Source organism: Streptomyces sp. NPDC006335, assembly GCF_040612795.1.
GTDB lineage: Bacteria > Actinomycetota > Actinomycetes > Streptomycetales > Streptomycetaceae > Streptomyces.
Genome location: NZ_JBEXQX010000015.1, coordinates 129,065 through 142,765 on the forward strand (window position 1 = coordinate 129,065; position 13,701 = coordinate 142,765).

The window sequence follows — 13,701 nt, forward strand, 5'->3', positions numbered from 1 at the left end:
ACGGCGGTGCCCGGGACGCGGGTCCGGGGCACCGCCGTGGCGCTCAGGAGGCCCGGCGTTCCGGGCTCTCGTGGATCTCCACCGCGCCGGAGTCCCCGAAGGTCAGCCGGCAGGTGTCCGCGCGGTAGGTGGCCACCGAGACCGCGGCGGGGCGGCCGCTGGCCAGGTAGCGGGTGGTGACGACGAGCACCGGAGCGCCGGGCAGGCGGTCCAGTTCCTTCGCGTCGTCCGCGCGGGCCGAACCGAGTTCGACGGCGTTCTCCCGGCTCTCCAGCTCCAGGCGCTGCAGTTCGCGCAGCACGGCACGCGCGCGTGCCGCCCCGGACGGGGCGTCTATGGCGGAGAGCTCCGGCACCGACGCCTCGGGGATGTACAGCAGTTCGGCCGCTACCGGCTGGCCGTGGGTGACGCGGGAGCGGCGCACGACGTGCACGGACTGCTCGCGGTCGGTGCCGAGGGTGTCCGCGACGGACGCGGGCGGTACCGCGGTGGCACAGTCGACGGGCTGCCAGTCGTCGCCGGCCGTACCGGGCCAGGCGTGCTGCTCGGTGCCGACGGACACGCCGACGCGTGGCGGGGCGACGGTCGTCCCGACACCGCGGCGGCGCTGGAGCCTGCCTTCCAGCTCCAACTGCTCCAGGGCCTGGCGGAGCGTGGCACGGGCGACACCGAAACGGGCGGCGAGGTCGCGTTCGTTGGGCAGGATCTCGCCCACGGAGAATTCGGAGTCCAGTGCCTCGCTGAGCACCGTCTTGAGATGCCAGTACTTCGGTTCCGGCACCGTTTCGAGCTGCGTGGTCCCCACCCTGTCCTCCGCAATCGCCGTGGTCCGGCGGCTTTTTAGCGCCCTTGTTTATTAAAGGTTGTTGCACTTCTCTGCGACCATAGGGCGGCCCCCACCCTTGGTCAAGACCAATCCTCGATCCCTCAGGCAGCAGACAGGGCGTGCAGCTTGTCCGGGTTGCGAATGATGTAGATGGACTGGATGCGGCCGTCCAGGACGTCCAACTGGACGACGGAGTCGGGCTTTCCGTCCGACAGGACGAGCACCGCGGGCCCGCCGTTGAGCTCCAGGAAGCGCCAGGAGATGTCCGTGACGTCCTTGCCGGCGACGCCGACGATGAAGCGCCCCACGTGGTCGGCCGATTCCAGGGCCCGCAGCGGCGCCTTGGACTTGCCGCCGCTGTCCCCGACGAGCCGGACGTCCGGGGCGAGCAGCGACATCAGTTCCTTCAGGTCGCCTCCGCCCGCGGCGGCGAGGAAACGCTCCGTCAGGTCACGGCGCCGGACCGGGTCGACGTCGTAGCGCGGCCGTCGTTCGTCGACGTGCTTGCGGGCCCGCCCGGCGAGCTGCCGTACGGCGGGTTCGGCGCGGTCGAGCATGGCGGCGATGTCGGCGTAGGGGTAGCCGAAGGCCTCCCTGAGGACGAACACCGCCCGCTCCAGGGGGGACAGCGACTCCAGGACGACCAGGACCGCGAGGGAGACCGAGTCGGCGAGGACGGCCCGCTCGGCGGTGTCGGGCACGGTGTCCCCGAAGTCGGTGACGTACGGCTCGGGCAGCCAGGGGCCCACGTAGGTCTCACCGCGCGCCTTGACCTGGCGCAGCCGGTCGATCGCCAGGCGGGTGGTGACGCGGACCAGGTAGGCGCGCGGTTCGCGCACCTCGCTCCGGTCCGCCGCCGACCAGCGCAGCCAGGCTTCCTGCACCACGTCCTCGGCGTCGGCGACGCGCCCGAGCATGCGGTAGGCGACGCCCAGGAGGACGGGACGGTGCTCTTCGAAGACATCGGTCTCGGTGTCGGTGGCCACGGGTTCATCCCAACGCAGACGCCGGTTCGTGTCCAGGCGACATGAGGTGCGGCGCGCCCTGCCGACCGGAGGGGTCTACCCGCCAGTAGCAATTGCTGACAAGCTGTCTACGACGTGTCCCGAGCGTCATCGCCTCAGCCCCCTGAGCCGCCGACAAGGAGCCCTCATGTCCGCCACCGTCTCCTTCAAGGTCCCCTCCCCCGAGGGTCCGCAGCCCGTGACCGTGTCCTACGCGCGCGTGGGGCGCGGTGAACCGCTGCTCCTGCTGCACGGCATAGGTCACCACCGGCAGGCCTGGGATCCGGTGGTGGACATCCTGGCGACCGAGCGCGACGTGATCGCCGTGGATCTGCCCGGGTTCGGCGCGTCGCCGGGGCTGCCCGAGGGGCTGTCGTACGACCTGGCCACCACCACGTCCGTGTTCGGGGCGTTCTGCGAGGCGTTGGAGCTGGACCGCCCGCACGTGGCAGGCAACTCCCTCGGCGGGCTGCTGGCCCTGGAACTCGGGCGCGAACGGCTCGTGCGGTCCGTCACCGCGCTGTCCCCCGCGGGGTTCTGGTCGCAGGCCGAGCGGCGCTACGCGTTCGGGGTGCTGCTCGCGATGCGGCACATCTCCCGGCGGCTGCCGCTGCCGCTGGTCGAGCGGCTCTCGCGCAGCGCGGCCGGCCGCACGATGCTCACGAGCACCATCTACGCCCGCCCCGGCCGGCGTTCAGCCGAGGCCGTGGTCGCCGAGACGCTCGCCCTGGCGCGTGCCACGGGGTTCGACGAGACGCTGCGGGCCGGGACCGCCGTCCAGTTCGGCGACGACGTCCCCGGACTGCCGGTCACGGTCGCCTGGGGCACCAGGGACATGCTGCTGGTGCGCCGGCAGGGCGTGCGGGCCAAGCAGATCATCCCCCGGGCACGGCTCGTGCGGCTGCCGGGCTGCGGCCACTGCCCGATGAACGACGACCCGGCCCTGGTCGCGCGGGTCATCCTCGACGGCAGCCGCTGACTTTCTCCGCCTCCGGCTCAACGCCCCCGATCCGAGGGCGACTCCGGCGCCGACCAGGGCACTGCCCACCACCTGGGCGGCGCCGTAGGAGCCCGTGCCCACGAGGGGCGCGGTGCAGGCGGCCGCGACCGGGATGAGACCCGAGAACAGCGTGGCGCGCTCCGCGCCGATCCGCTGCATGCCCATGTACCAGCACACGAACCCGACGACGGTGACCACCGCCGCCTGCCACAGCAGCGCGGCGGCCTCGGCGGTGTCGGGGCGGCGCAGCCACGCGGTGCCGTCCAGGATCAGTCCGGCCGCCGCGGCCTCGACGGCGGCGACCGCGCAGACGACGGCGGACAGCAGCCGTGGCCCCAGCGGCCGCAGCACCGGCACGGCGAGCACCGCGAAACCCACCTCGCCGGCCAGCGCGCACACCGAGAAGGCGATGCCCGCGCCGTCCGTACGGCCCCAGCCCTGCACGGCGAACGCGCCGAGAGCCACGAGCAGCGCGCCCCGCAGGACCCGGCGCCGGGGCCGGCGTCCCTCCAGCAGCGGGACGAGGACGGCCACCAGCACGGGGGCGCAGCCCACGAACACACCGGGGACGGCCGGTTCCGCGGTGCGTTCGGCGGCGATGACGGCGAGGTTGAAGCCGACCATGCCCACGGCGGCGAGGAGCGCGAGACGGGTCCACCGACCGGGCCCGAGCGCGCGCAGCCGTGCCCCGGCTCCCTTCGCGGCCAGGGGGACCAGCAGCAGCGCGGCGAGGGCGTAGCGCAGGAACTGGCCGCCCGCGTACGGGTAGTCGCCGAGGAGGCTGTTGGCGGTGAAGGACGCGCCGACGAGGACACAGGCGAGCGCGGCGAGGAGCGAGCCGCGCGTGGTGGTGGCGTTCATGGGAACGACGCTAGGAACTGGCGCGGCCCGGATTAAGGTCCAGTGCCATGACGTCATCGGGGACCAATCCGGAGCACCGGCCGCACGACCACCCCGTCGGTTCGGCCGCCTGGGAACTGCTCCTGCCCGCCGTCTCGGCGCCGGCACGCACGCGTGGCCGCTCCCTCCAGGCGGCGCTGCGGGAGGCGGTCCGCTCCGGGCGGCTCGTGCCGGGGACGCGGCTGCCGTCGAGCCGGGATCTGGCCGCCGACCTCGGGGTGTCGCGCGGTCTGGTCACCGAGGCGTACGAGCAGCTCACGGCGGAGGGCTATCTGCGCAGCGGCCGGGGTGCCGGTACCTGGGTCGGCGGTGCTGTGCGGGCGGCCCGGCCACGCCCGCGCGACCTGGCCCCGCGCCCTCGGGGCACCCGCGCGGACTTCGTCGCGGGGACGCCCGACCTGTCGTTGTTCCCCCGTACCGCCTGGGCCACCGCGCACCGGGGTGTGCTGGCGGAGCTGCCGCACCAGGACCTCGGCTATCCGGACCCGCGCGGGCTGCCCCGGCTGCGTGCCGCCTTGGCCGAGCTGCTGGCACGCCGCAGGGGTGTGGTCGCCGATCCGGAGCGGATCGTGGTCGTCTCCGGTGTGGCGCAGGCGACGACGCTGCTCGGATTCGCGCTCCACGCGCGCGGGTTGCCGACGGTCGGCGTGGAGGATCCCGGGAGCCCGCAGCACGACGCCCTGTACGCGGCGGCCGGCGTCACCACCGTCCCGGTACCGCTGGACGAGGACGGCATCACGGTCGGACCCCTGCGTGACGCGGGCGTGCGTGCCGTCGTCACGACGCCCTCCCACCAGTTCCCCACCGGCATCGCCTACTCCGCGCGGCGGCGGGCGGAACTGCTCGACTGGGCGCGCTCCGTCGACGGCTTCGTGCTGGAGGACGACTACGACGGCGACTTCCGCTACGACCGGGCTCCCGTGGGCGCGCTCCAGGGCCTGGACCCGGACCGTGTCGCCTACGCGGGATCGGTCAGCAAGTCCCTCGCTCCCGGACTGCGCCTGGGCTGGCTGCTGGTGCCGGAGGCGCTGGCCGACGAGGTCGTCGAGCGCAAGCGGACCATGGATCTCGGACATCCCACCATCGACCAGGCGCTGTTCGCCCGGTTCGTGGAGCGCGGCGACTACGACCGCCAACTGCGCCGCTGCCAGCGCGCCTACCGGGAGCGGCGCGACGCGCTGGTCTCGGCGCTGGACGAGCACCTCCCCGGCACGGAGGTGTCCGGGATCGCGGCCGGACTGCATGTCATCGCGGCGCTGCCGCACCGGTACGGCCCCCAGGAGAAGTTCCTCGCCCGCCTCGACGCGGCCGGTGTGACCGTCCGGCCCCTGACGGACTACGCACACGCGCGTGCCGAGCCCGACGACGAGGGGGGCGGCGTGCGGTTGGTCCTGGGATACGCGCACCTGTCCCCGACGCGGATCCGGGACGGCGTACGACTGATGGCCGAGGCCGCCCGCCACTGAGCCGCGCCATGGCGCACGCGGGTTCCCTTGTTCCCGCGGCCAGTTGTTCACTCGCGGTTCGCGTGTGCGCTGCGGAGCCCCAGTAGTTGTGGCATCGCACACTGGCCGGATCCCGTCCCTGGAGGCGCCTCCATGTCCCCTCGTCCGTTCCCCGGCCGCCGCAGCGTGCTGCGCGGCTCCCTGGCCGCGTCGGCGGCCCTCACCCTGCCCGCGGTCTCTTCAGCCGCGCCCGCCTTCGCCCTGTCCGGGCGCCCCGGGGCGGGCTGGGGGGTGCAGACGGGAGACGTGACCTGCGACTCCGGCCTGGTGTGGGTGCGTTCCGACCGTCCGGCCCGGATGATCGTGGAGACCTCCGCGACCGAGTCGTTCCGCAACCCCCGCAGATGGCACGGCCCGCTGCTCGGCGCGGACACCGACTTCACGGGGACGACCCGGCTGCGCGGGCTGCCGTCGGGCGAGCAGATCCACTACCGCGTGCTGCTGGTCGACCCGGACGACCCGCGCCGCACCGGCGAGCCGGTCACCGGCACCTTCCGCACGGTGTCCCCCAAGCGCCGGGACGGGGTGCGGTTCCTGTGGTCCGGTGACCTCGCCGGGCAGGGCTGGGGCATCAACCCCGACTTCGGCGGCTACACGATCTACCGGGCGATGGCGGGGCTCGACCCGGACTTCTTCCTGTGCAGCGGCGACAACATCTACGCCGACGGCCCGATCTCGGCCACCGCCGCCCTGCCCGACGGCGGCACCTGGCGGAACATCACCACCGAGGAGAAGTCCAAGGTCGCCGAGACCCTCGCCGAGTTCCGCGGCAACTTCCGCTACAACCTGCTCGACCACCACCTCCGCGCCTTCAACGCCCAGGTGCCGTCGATCATCCAGTGGGACGACCACGAGGTGCGCAACAACTGGTACCCGGGCCAGACGATCCTGGACTCCGACACCCGCTACACCGAGAAGCGCGTCGACGTGCTCGCGGGCCGGGCGCGGCGCGCGTTCAGCGAGTACTTCCCGATCTCCACGCTCCAGCCCGGCAGGCGGGACGGCCGGGTGTACCGGGTGCTGCGGCAGGGCCCGCTGCTCGACGTGTTCGTGCTCGACATGCGCACCTACCGCAACGCCAACTCCCCCGACGACCAGACCGTGGACCCGCAGGGCATCCTCGGCCGGGAGCAGCTGGAGTGGCTCAAGCGGGAGCTGTCACGCTCGCGCGCGGTGTGGAAGGTGATCGCCTCCGACATGCCGCTCGGCCTGGTCGTGCCCGACGCCACGGAGGGCAGGGCGAACATCGAGGCGGTGGCGCAGGGCGATCCGGGCGCCCCGCTCGGACGTGAACTGCAGATCGCCGAGTTGCTGCGGTACATCAAGCACCGGAGGATCACCGGCACGGTGTGGCTGACCGCCGACGTCCACCACACCTCGGCCCAGCACTACCAGCCCTCGCGGGCCGCGTTCACCGACTTCGAGCCGTTCTGGGAGTTCGTGTCGGGTCCGCTGAACGCGGGGGCCTTCCCGGCCAGCGCGCTCGACGGCACCTTCGGCCCCGAGCGGGTGTTCGTGAAGGCGCCGACCGCCTCGAACGTCTCCCCCGCGGGCGGCTACCAGTTCTTCGGCGAGGTGGACATCGACGGCCACAGCGGCGAGCTGACCGTACGGCTGCGCGAGCAGGACGGCACGGTGCTGTTCACGAAGGTGCTCCAGCCGGGCCGGGTGGGCCAGTAACTCCCGTACCCTCGACGGCGGGTCGCGCATCGGCGTCATCCCCCGGTGCGCGGCCCCTGAACAGTTGAAAAGGTCACAAACCGTACGGACCACACTTTACCGATCAGTCACAATGCGTTCGTGATCACGCAACACCGTTCCTCCACAGTGGCTGCATGACTCGAGACATGTCTGATGTGACCCGTGCGAAACACGGTCGCCCCGTGCACCACTGGCGGCGCGACGTGATCGAACTGGCAGCCCTGTTCACGGCCGTCGCGGTGGCCGACACGGTGGCGAACCTGATCGGGCACGGCCCCGACGGCACCGCCCTGCTGGTGATCTCGGCGGTGGCCCTGGCCGCCACGGCCGGATTCCACACCTGGTGGGCACGGCGCCACGGCCACGCACCCCCGACGGGCGATACCGGCGCCCGGCCGCTGCCCGAGGGGAAGCAGGCCGGGCCGTCCGAGCAGCCGTCGCGGGACCCGGACCCCGTGGCCCTGGAGAGCACGCTGTGGCGGATGCGCACCACGGTGAAGGACGAACCGGGCTCGCTGGCCGCCCTGTGCACGGTCCTCGCCGGGCAGCGGATCGACATCCTCAGCCTCCAGACCCACCCGCTGGCCGAGGGCACGGTCGACGAGTTCCTGCTGCGTGCCCCGGGCGCGCTGGAGGGCTCCGAGATCACCCGGGCCGTCGCGCGGTCCGGCGGCGCCGACACCTGGATCGAGCGGGCCGACACGCACGATCTGGTGGACGCCCCGACCCGGGTGCTCGGCCTCGCCACCCGTACCGCGCTGGACGCGGCCGAACTGCCGCTCGCTCTGCGGCAGTTGCTGGGCCGGTGCACGATCCGGTCGCTGCCGGCCGTGCCGGTGGGAGGCGGTCGCGGGCCGGAGGGGGTGCCCGTGGAGGGAGCGTTGGAGGACACCGTGATGCGGTTGCGGGCGCCGGAGGGCGGCGTGATCACCGTGGAGCGGCCGTATCTGCCGTTCACGCCGACGGAGTTCGCCCGGGCCCGGGCCCTGGTCGAGCTGGACGCCCGGCTCGGTCCGCGGGTGCCGCGCAGCCAGGACGTGCTGACCCTGCCGGAAGGCCACGACATCACCGTGCGGCGGGCCGACACCGGGGACCTCGCGGCCGCGGTGGCGATGCACGAGCGGTGCTCCCCGCGGACGTTGGGCATGCGGTACCACGGGCCGGTCGGCGACGCCGACCGCTATCTGAACCACCTGCTCAGTCCGCGTTTCGGGCGCACGCTCGCCGTGCAGACCGCCTCGGGGCGGATCGTCGGGCTCGGGCATCTGCTGTGGGACGGCGACGAGACCGAGGTCGCGCTGCTCGTCGAGGACGCGTGGCAGCGGCGGGGCATCGGCGGCGAGCTGCTGGAGCGGCTGGTCGCCATGGCCGCCGAGGCCGGGTGCGAGAGCGTGTACGCCGTGACGCAGTCGTCCAACACCGGGATGGTCGCCGCGATGCGCGGACTGGGGCTCCCCCTCGACTACCAGATCGAGGAGGGGACCCTGGTGATCACGGCGCGGCTGGGTGCGTCGGTGGAGGAGACGGAGGCCGCGGTCGCGATCACCAAGGCCGAGGCGCCGTAGCGATCCCGGCCTGGTCGGCGGGTGCGGGCCCACGCCCGCACCCCAGTGCCGTGTCCAGGTCCGCCCACAGGTCCTCCACGTCCTCCAGGCCCACCGACAGGCGCAGCAGACGGTCGCTCACCCCGGCGCCCCGCCGGTCGTCCGCGTCCACGATGCGGTGGCTGATCGACGCCGGGTGCTGGATGAGGGTGTCCACGCTGCCCAGGCTCACCGCCGGGGTGATCAGACGCACCCGTTCGATCAGGCCGTGCGGGTCGCCGTCGACCTCGAAGGCGACCATCGCGCCGCCGATGCGCGGGTAGTGGACCCGGCCGACCCGGGGATCGGCGGCGAGGCGGCGGGCGAGTTCCGCGGCGGTCGTGGAGGCGGCGCGGACGCGGACCGGGAGGGTCGACAGGCCGCGCAGGAGGAGGTAGCCGGCCAGGGGGTGCAGGACACCGCCCGTGGCGAAGCGGACCTGGCGCAGGTGCCCGGCGAACTCCTCGTCGCAGGCCACCACCCCCGCCATCACGTCCCCGTGGCCGCCGAGGTACTTGGTCGCGCTGTGCAGCACCAGCCGGGCGCCCTGTTCCGCGGGCCGTTGGAGCACCGGCGTGGCGAAGGTGTTGTCCACGAGGAGGGGCACGGAACCACAGGAGTGGGCCAGGGCCCGCAGGTCGATCTCGGCGAGGGTGGGGTTGGCCGGGGACTCGACCAGGACCAGGCCGGTGTCGGGGCGCAGGGCGTCGGCCACTCCCGCCGGGTCGGTCCAGGTGACCTCCGTCCCGAGCAGCCCCGCGGTCAGGAGGTGGTCGCTGCAGCCGTACAGGGGGCGTACGGCGACGACGTGGCGCAGGCCCAGGGAGGCCCGTACGAGCAGGACGGCGGTGAGCGCGGCCATGCCGCTGGCGAAGGCGACCGCGGCCTCGGTGTTCTCCAGTCGGGCCAGGGCGGTCTCGAAACGGGCGACCGTCGGGTTGCCGAGGCGTCCGTACACCGGCGGGCCGTCCGGCTCGGCGCCGGTCGCGGCGAAGGCGTCGATACGGGCGGCCTCGCCGCGGCTGTCGTAGGAGGGGTAGGTCGTCGACAGGTCGATGGGCGGGGCGTGCAGTCCCTGCCGGGCGAGGTCGTCGCGGCCGGCGTGGACGGCCTCGGTGGCCAGTGCTCTGAGCGGCGTACGAGAGGCGGTGGAGGTGCGCGCTGAGTCCATGGCCGCAAGAGTGAACACCGACCGGCGTTCACGGTAAGAAGCCCGTGCTACGTTCGGCCGATGGCCGAATCTGTCGTACTGGACCCGGTGGACCTGCATCTGCTGCGGCTGTTGCAGAACGACGCCCGGACCACCTACCGCGATCTCGCCGCCCAGGTCGGTGTCGCGCCGTCCACCTGTCTGGACCGGGTGACCCGGCTGCGCCGCTCGGGCGTCATCCTCGGACATCAGCTGCGGCTGGATCCGGCGAAGCTGGGCCGGGGTCTGGAGGCGCTGCTGTCGGTGCAGGTCAGGCCGCACCGGCGGGAGCTGGTGGGGCCGTTCGTGGAGCGGATCCGGGCGCTGCCGGAGTCACGGACCGTCTTCCACCTGACCGGCCCCGACGACTACCTCGTGCACGTGGCCGTGGCCGACATGGCGGATCTCCAGCGGCTGGTCCTTGACGGGTTCACGTCCCGGCGCGAGGTGGCCCGGGTGGAGACCCGGCTGATCTTCCAGCAGTGGGAGTGCGGGCCGCTCCTTCCGCCTGCCACGCCGACAGCGGAATCGGGGTGACTCCCGCGAGGTCCGCGTATGAGGATGGACCGCATGTCTGAGACTCAGAACCCGCTGCCCCGTCAGGTCGCCGACACCTACGTCGACGAGCTCATCGCCCTCGATCCGATCACCGGCACCTACCTGGGTGTGAAGGAGAGTTCGAGCAAGCTTCCCGACACGTCGCCGGCGGGTCAGGAGGCGCTCGCGGAGCTTCAGCGGGCCACGCTCGCGAGGCTCGACGAGGCCGAGCGCCGGCCCGGCGCTGACAGCGACATCGAGCGACGCTGCGGCCGGCTGCTGCGGGAGCGGCTGACGGCCGAACTCGCCGTGCACGAGGCGGACGAGGGCCTGCGCTCGGTCGGCAACATGGCCACGGCCGCGCACTCGATCCGGGAGATCTTCACCGTCACCCCGATGGAGACGGAGGAGGACTGGGCGGCGATCGCTCAGCGGCTGCGCGCGGTACCGGCCGCGTACGCCGGTTACCGCGAGTCCCTCGCCCTCGGTCTGGAGCGCAAGCTGTACGCGGCACCGCGTCCGACCGCCACCTTCGTCGACCAGCTCACCGAGTGGGCGGACACCGACGGCAACGGCCGCGGCTGGTTCGAGGACTTCGTCGCGGCCGGCCCCGAGGCGCTGCGCGCGGAGCTGGACGAGGCCGCCCGCACCGCGACCTCCGCCGTGGTGGAGCTGCGCGACTGGATGCGGGACGTGTACGCGCCGACGATCGCGGGCGCCCCGAACACGGTGGGCCGGGAACGGTACGCCCGCTGGGCGCGCTACTTCAACGGCACGGACCTCGACCTGGACGAGGCGTACGCCTACGGCTGGTCCGAGTTCCACCGGCTGCTCGGCGAGATGAAGCAGGAGGCCGAGAAGATCCTGCCCGGCGCCGCGACGCCGTGGGTGGCGCTCGCCCACCTCGACGAGCACGGCAAGCACATCGAGGGCGTCGACGAGGTCCGCGACTGGCTCCAGGGCCTGATGGACCAGGCGATCGACTCGCTCGACGGCACCCACTTCGAACTCGCCGAGCGGGTACGGAAGGTGGAGTCCTGCATCGCCCCGCCCGGCGGTGCGGCGGCCCCGTACTACACGGCCCCGTCGGAGGACTTCTCGCGCCCCGGCCGCACCTGGCTGCCCACGATGGGCCAGACCCGTTTCCCGGTCTACGACCTCGTCTCGACCTGGTACCACGAGGGCGTGCCCGGCCATCACCTCCAGCTCGCCCAGTGGGCCCACGTCGCGGAGAACCTCTCCCGCTACCAGGCCACGGTGGGCGGGGTCAGCGCCAACGCCGAGGGCTGGGCGCTGTACGCGGAGCGGCTGATGGACGAGCTGGGCTTCCTCACGGACCCCGAGCAGCGGCTCGGCTACCTCGACGCGCAGATGATGCGGGCCGCGCGGGTCATCGTCGACATCGGCATGCACCTGGAGCTGGACATCCCGGCGGACTCCCCCTTCCACCCGGGTGAGCGCTGGACCCCTGAGCTGGCGCAGGAGTTCTTCGGCTCGCACAGCAGCCGTCCGGCGGACTTCGTGGAGAGCGAGCTGACCCGCTACCTCACGATCCCCGGCCAGGCGATCGGCTACAAGCTCGGCGAGCGGGCCTGGCTGCTGGGCCGCGAGAAGGCCCGCGAGCGGCACGGCGACGCCTTCGACCTCAAGGCCTGGCACATGGCGGCGCTGTCGCAGGGTTCACTGGGGCTCGACGACCTGGTGGACGAGCTGGCCCGGCTGTGATCCGTACGACGGAACGGTGACGTGGCAGGCCGGTTCGTCGCTGTGTTCCGTACGTCGGACAGGTGATGAGGCGGGCCGGTTCGTCCGGCCCGCCTCGGCAGCTCAGGTGAACCGTGCTCAGTCCGGGAGCCGCCGCAGTTGCACGAGACCCAGCCAGGTCTCCGGACCGGGCCGCACGTTGGCGGCGCGTACCGCGTACCGGCCGGGGGCGAGCGAGACCTTCAGGTGGTCGGTGCCGACCGAGTCGCTGCCGGGCCAGGCCGCGTCGAACAGGACGACCGGGCCGGGCACCGTCCAGCTCACCTCGTCCTCCCAGACGGCGGTGGCGAGGGCGGACGGGACCTCGGCGAGGAGTTCGTCCTCGGAGTCGGCGGCGTACCACCGTACGAAGGTGTCGTATTCGGGGAGATAGGACGTCGAGGCGGGCTCGTCCCCGAGGACCAGGGCCGCGGCGTCGCCGACCGGCAGCAGGCCCACACAGCCGTCGACTTCACAGGCCCGGTCGTAGTCGGAGGCCGTCTCGTCGCCGTCGGCGCCCGCCCAGAACGGCAGCACCGTCTCCGGCACCGCTATGAGCGGACCGCCGCCCGACTCGACCCACTCCACCGCGCCCGGCTCCGCGTATCGCACCATGGGCCAGAACCTACACGCACCGGAACCTCAGGGTTGCACCTGCACAGGAACCCCACCGGAATCCCCAGGAGTCAGCAGCCGCAGTCCTCCGCGTCGGCCGGTGCGGTCAACGCGTCGGCGGCGCGCCGCTCCCGACCCTCCACGGTCTCGAACGCGAAGCCCTCGCGCACCCAGTACTCGAAGCCGCCGAGCATCTCCTTGACCTGGTAGCCGAGTTCGGCGAGTGCGAGCGCCGCGCGGGTGGCTCCGTTGCAGCCGGGACCCCAGCAGTACGTCACCACCGGCACGGACCTGTCGAGGAGTTGCCCGGCCTGCTCGGGGATGAGGGCGGTGGGCAGGTGGACCGCGCCGGGGACGTGGCCCTGGTCCCAGGCGGCGGTGGAACGGGAGTCGAGGACCACGAAACCGGGGTCCTCGTCCGCGGCGAGCGTGGTGGCGACGTCGGAGACGTCCGCGTGGAAGACGAGGCTGGCGCGGAAGTAGGCGGCGGCCTCGGCCGGGGCGGCGGGGGCGGCCCGCAGGACGGGGTTCAGGGTGAGTGAGTCGGTTGTCGTCATGCCCAGAAATCTACGGTTGATGATCCATCACCTGAAGGAGCATTCCCCGGCGTGAGCCTTGCCGGGCCGGGGATTCCCCTGCTATTCCTCGGGCATGACCGCGTATTCCCCGGACGCCACCGACTGGCGCATCCTCGACGTCCTCCAGCGGGAGGGCCGGGCCAGTTTCGCCGAGCTCGCCCGTGCCGTCTCGATGTCCGCGAGCGCGGTCACCGAACGGGTGCGGCGACTGGAGGAGGCGGGTGTCATCCAGGGGTACGCCGCCGTCGTGGACCCCGACCGATTGGGCCTGCCGATCCTGGCGTTCGTCCGCCTCCGGTACCCCAACGGCAACTACAAGCCCTTCCACGACCTGGTCGCCGTGACGCCCGAGATCCTGGAGGCGCACCACGTGACCGGCGACGACTGCTTCGTCATCAAGGTCGCCACCCGCTCGATGGGGCACCTGGAGGAGGTGACGGGCAAGATCGGCACGCTGGGCTCGGTGACCACGAGCGTCGTCTACTCCTCCCCGCTCCCCCGGCGGCCCCTGGGGCGCTGA

Annotated in this window: 12 protein-coding genes and 1 pseudogene; 7 read left to right on the plus strand and 6 right to left on the minus strand. The window is 72.8% G+C overall.

Going from position 1 to position 13,701, the window contains the following annotated elements; translation table 11 throughout:
- Nucleotides 1-43 precede the first annotated feature (43 nt).
- Nucleotides 44-805, minus strand: coding sequence for a GntR family transcriptional regulator (locus tag ABZ098_RS33130; protein ID WP_356597428.1), 762 nt, complete (start codon nt 803-805; stop codon nt 44-46).
- A gap of 122 nt (nt 806-927) precedes the next feature.
- Entirely contained in the window at nt 928-1,812 is an 885-nt protein-coding gene (locus tag ABZ098_RS33135; protein ID WP_356597429.1) for an RNA polymerase sigma-70 factor, read from the minus strand.
- 166 nt (nt 1,813-1,978) lie between these two features.
- Here ABZ098_RS33135 and ABZ098_RS33140 point away from each other — a divergent pair, with 166 nt between their 5' ends.
- Nucleotides 1,979-2,809, plus strand: coding sequence for an alpha/beta fold hydrolase (locus ABZ098_RS33140; RefSeq protein WP_356597430.1), 831 nt, complete (start codon nt 1,979-1,981; stop codon nt 2,807-2,809).
- Between the two features lie 45 nt (nt 2,810-2,854).
- On the opposite strand, the pseudogene ABZ098_RS33145 reads toward ABZ098_RS33140, so the two are convergent.
- Nucleotides 2,855-3,748: pseudogene (locus ABZ098_RS33145) on the minus strand (EamA family transporter); the annotation flags it as partial.
- On the opposite strand from ABZ098_RS33145, the gene ABZ098_RS33150 reads away from it, so the two are divergent.
- The 3 genes from ABZ098_RS33150 (at nt 3,739) to ABZ098_RS33160 (ending at nt 8,501) form a co-directional block, all read left to right on the plus strand.
- Nucleotides 3,739-5,196 (plus strand): PLP-dependent aminotransferase family protein, encoded by a 1,458-nt coding sequence (locus ABZ098_RS33150; RefSeq protein ID WP_356597431.1) that lies wholly within the window; start codon nt 3,739-3,741, stop codon nt 5,194-5,196. The pseudogene ABZ098_RS33145 and the gene ABZ098_RS33150 overlap by 10 nt on opposite strands.
- A gap of 132 nt (nt 5,197-5,328) precedes the next feature.
- Entirely contained in the window at nt 5,329-6,915 is a 1,587-nt protein-coding gene (locus tag ABZ098_RS33155) for an alkaline phosphatase D family protein (RefSeq protein ID WP_356597432.1), read from the plus strand.
- Nucleotides 6,916-7,118: 203 nt separating this feature from the next.
- Nucleotides 7,119-8,501 (plus strand): GNAT family N-acetyltransferase, encoded by a 1,383-nt coding sequence (locus ABZ098_RS33160; protein WP_356597520.1) that lies wholly within the window; start codon nt 7,119-7,121, stop codon nt 8,499-8,501.
- On the opposite strand, the gene ABZ098_RS33165 is transcribed toward ABZ098_RS33160, so the two are convergent.
- On the minus strand, nt 8,479-9,690 hold the full coding sequence (locus ABZ098_RS33165) for a PLP-dependent transferase (protein ID WP_356597433.1): 1,212 nt from the start codon (nt 9,688-9,690) through the stop codon (nt 8,479-8,481). The genes ABZ098_RS33160 and ABZ098_RS33165 overlap by 23 nt on opposite strands.
- 60 nt (nt 9,691-9,750) lie before the next feature.
- On the opposite strand from ABZ098_RS33165, the gene ABZ098_RS33170 reads away from it, so the two are divergent.
- Nucleotides 9,751-10,245, plus strand: coding sequence for an Lrp/AsnC family transcriptional regulator (locus ABZ098_RS33170; RefSeq protein WP_020122341.1), 495 nt, complete (start codon nt 9,751-9,753; stop codon nt 10,243-10,245).
- 33 nt (nt 10,246-10,278) lie between these two features.
- On the plus strand, nt 10,279-11,970 hold the full coding sequence (locus ABZ098_RS33175; RefSeq protein WP_356597434.1) for a DUF885 domain-containing protein: 1,692 nt from the start codon (nt 10,279-10,281) through the stop codon (nt 11,968-11,970).
- Between the two features lie 117 nt (nt 11,971-12,087).
- Here the strand turns inward: ABZ098_RS33175 and ABZ098_RS33180 are convergent, their stop codons facing one another.
- A complete protein-coding gene (locus ABZ098_RS33180; RefSeq protein WP_356597435.1) occupies nt 12,088-12,603 on the minus strand; it encodes an immunity 21 family protein in 516 nt (171 codons plus the stop codon).
- A gap of 71 nt (nt 12,604-12,674) precedes the next feature.
- Nucleotides 12,675-13,160, minus strand: coding sequence for a rhodanese-like domain-containing protein (locus ABZ098_RS33185; RefSeq protein WP_356597436.1), 486 nt, complete (start codon nt 13,158-13,160; stop codon nt 12,675-12,677).
- A gap of 94 nt (nt 13,161-13,254) precedes the next feature.
- On the opposite strand from ABZ098_RS33185, the gene ABZ098_RS33190 reads away from it, so the two are divergent.
- On the plus strand, nt 13,255-13,701 hold the full coding sequence (locus tag ABZ098_RS33190; protein WP_356597437.1) for an Lrp/AsnC family transcriptional regulator: 447 nt from the start codon (nt 13,255-13,257) through the stop codon (nt 13,699-13,701).

What these genes read in the sequence shown, in the direction of transcription:
- ABZ098_RS33155 (WP_356597432.1), top strand. Translation starts at nt 5,329, where the DNA reads ATGTCCCCTCGTCCGTTCCCCGGCCGCCGCAGCGTGCTGCGCGGCTCC.
- ABZ098_RS33140 (WP_356597430.1), top strand. Translation starts at nt 1,979, where the DNA reads ATGTCCGCCACCGTCTCCTTCAAGGTCCCCTCCCCCGAGGGTCCGCAG.
- ABZ098_RS33175 (WP_356597434.1), top strand. Translation starts at nt 10,279, where the DNA reads ATGTCTGAGACTCAGAACCCGCTGCCCCGTCAGGTCGCCGACACCTAC.
- ABZ098_RS33165 (WP_356597433.1), bottom strand. Translation starts at nt 9,690, where the DNA reads ATGGACTCAGCGCGCACCTCCACCGCCTCTCGTACGCCGCTCAGAGCA.
- ABZ098_RS33190 (WP_356597437.1), top strand. Translation starts at nt 13,255, where the DNA reads ATGACCGCGTATTCCCCGGACGCCACCGACTGGCGCATCCTCGACGTC.
- ABZ098_RS33150 (WP_356597431.1), top strand. Translation starts at nt 3,739, where the DNA reads ATGACGTCATCGGGGACCAATCCGGAGCACCGGCCGCACGACCACCCC.
- ABZ098_RS33185 (WP_356597436.1), bottom strand. Translation starts at nt 13,160, where the DNA reads ATGACGACAACCGACTCACTCACCCTGAACCCCGTCCTGCGGGCCGCC.
- ABZ098_RS33180 (WP_356597435.1), bottom strand. Translation starts at nt 12,603, where the DNA reads ATGGTGCGATACGCGGAGCCGGGCGCGGTGGAGTGGGTCGAGTCGGGC.
- ABZ098_RS33170 (WP_020122341.1), top strand. Translation starts at nt 9,751, where the DNA reads ATGGCCGAATCTGTCGTACTGGACCCGGTGGACCTGCATCTGCTGCGG.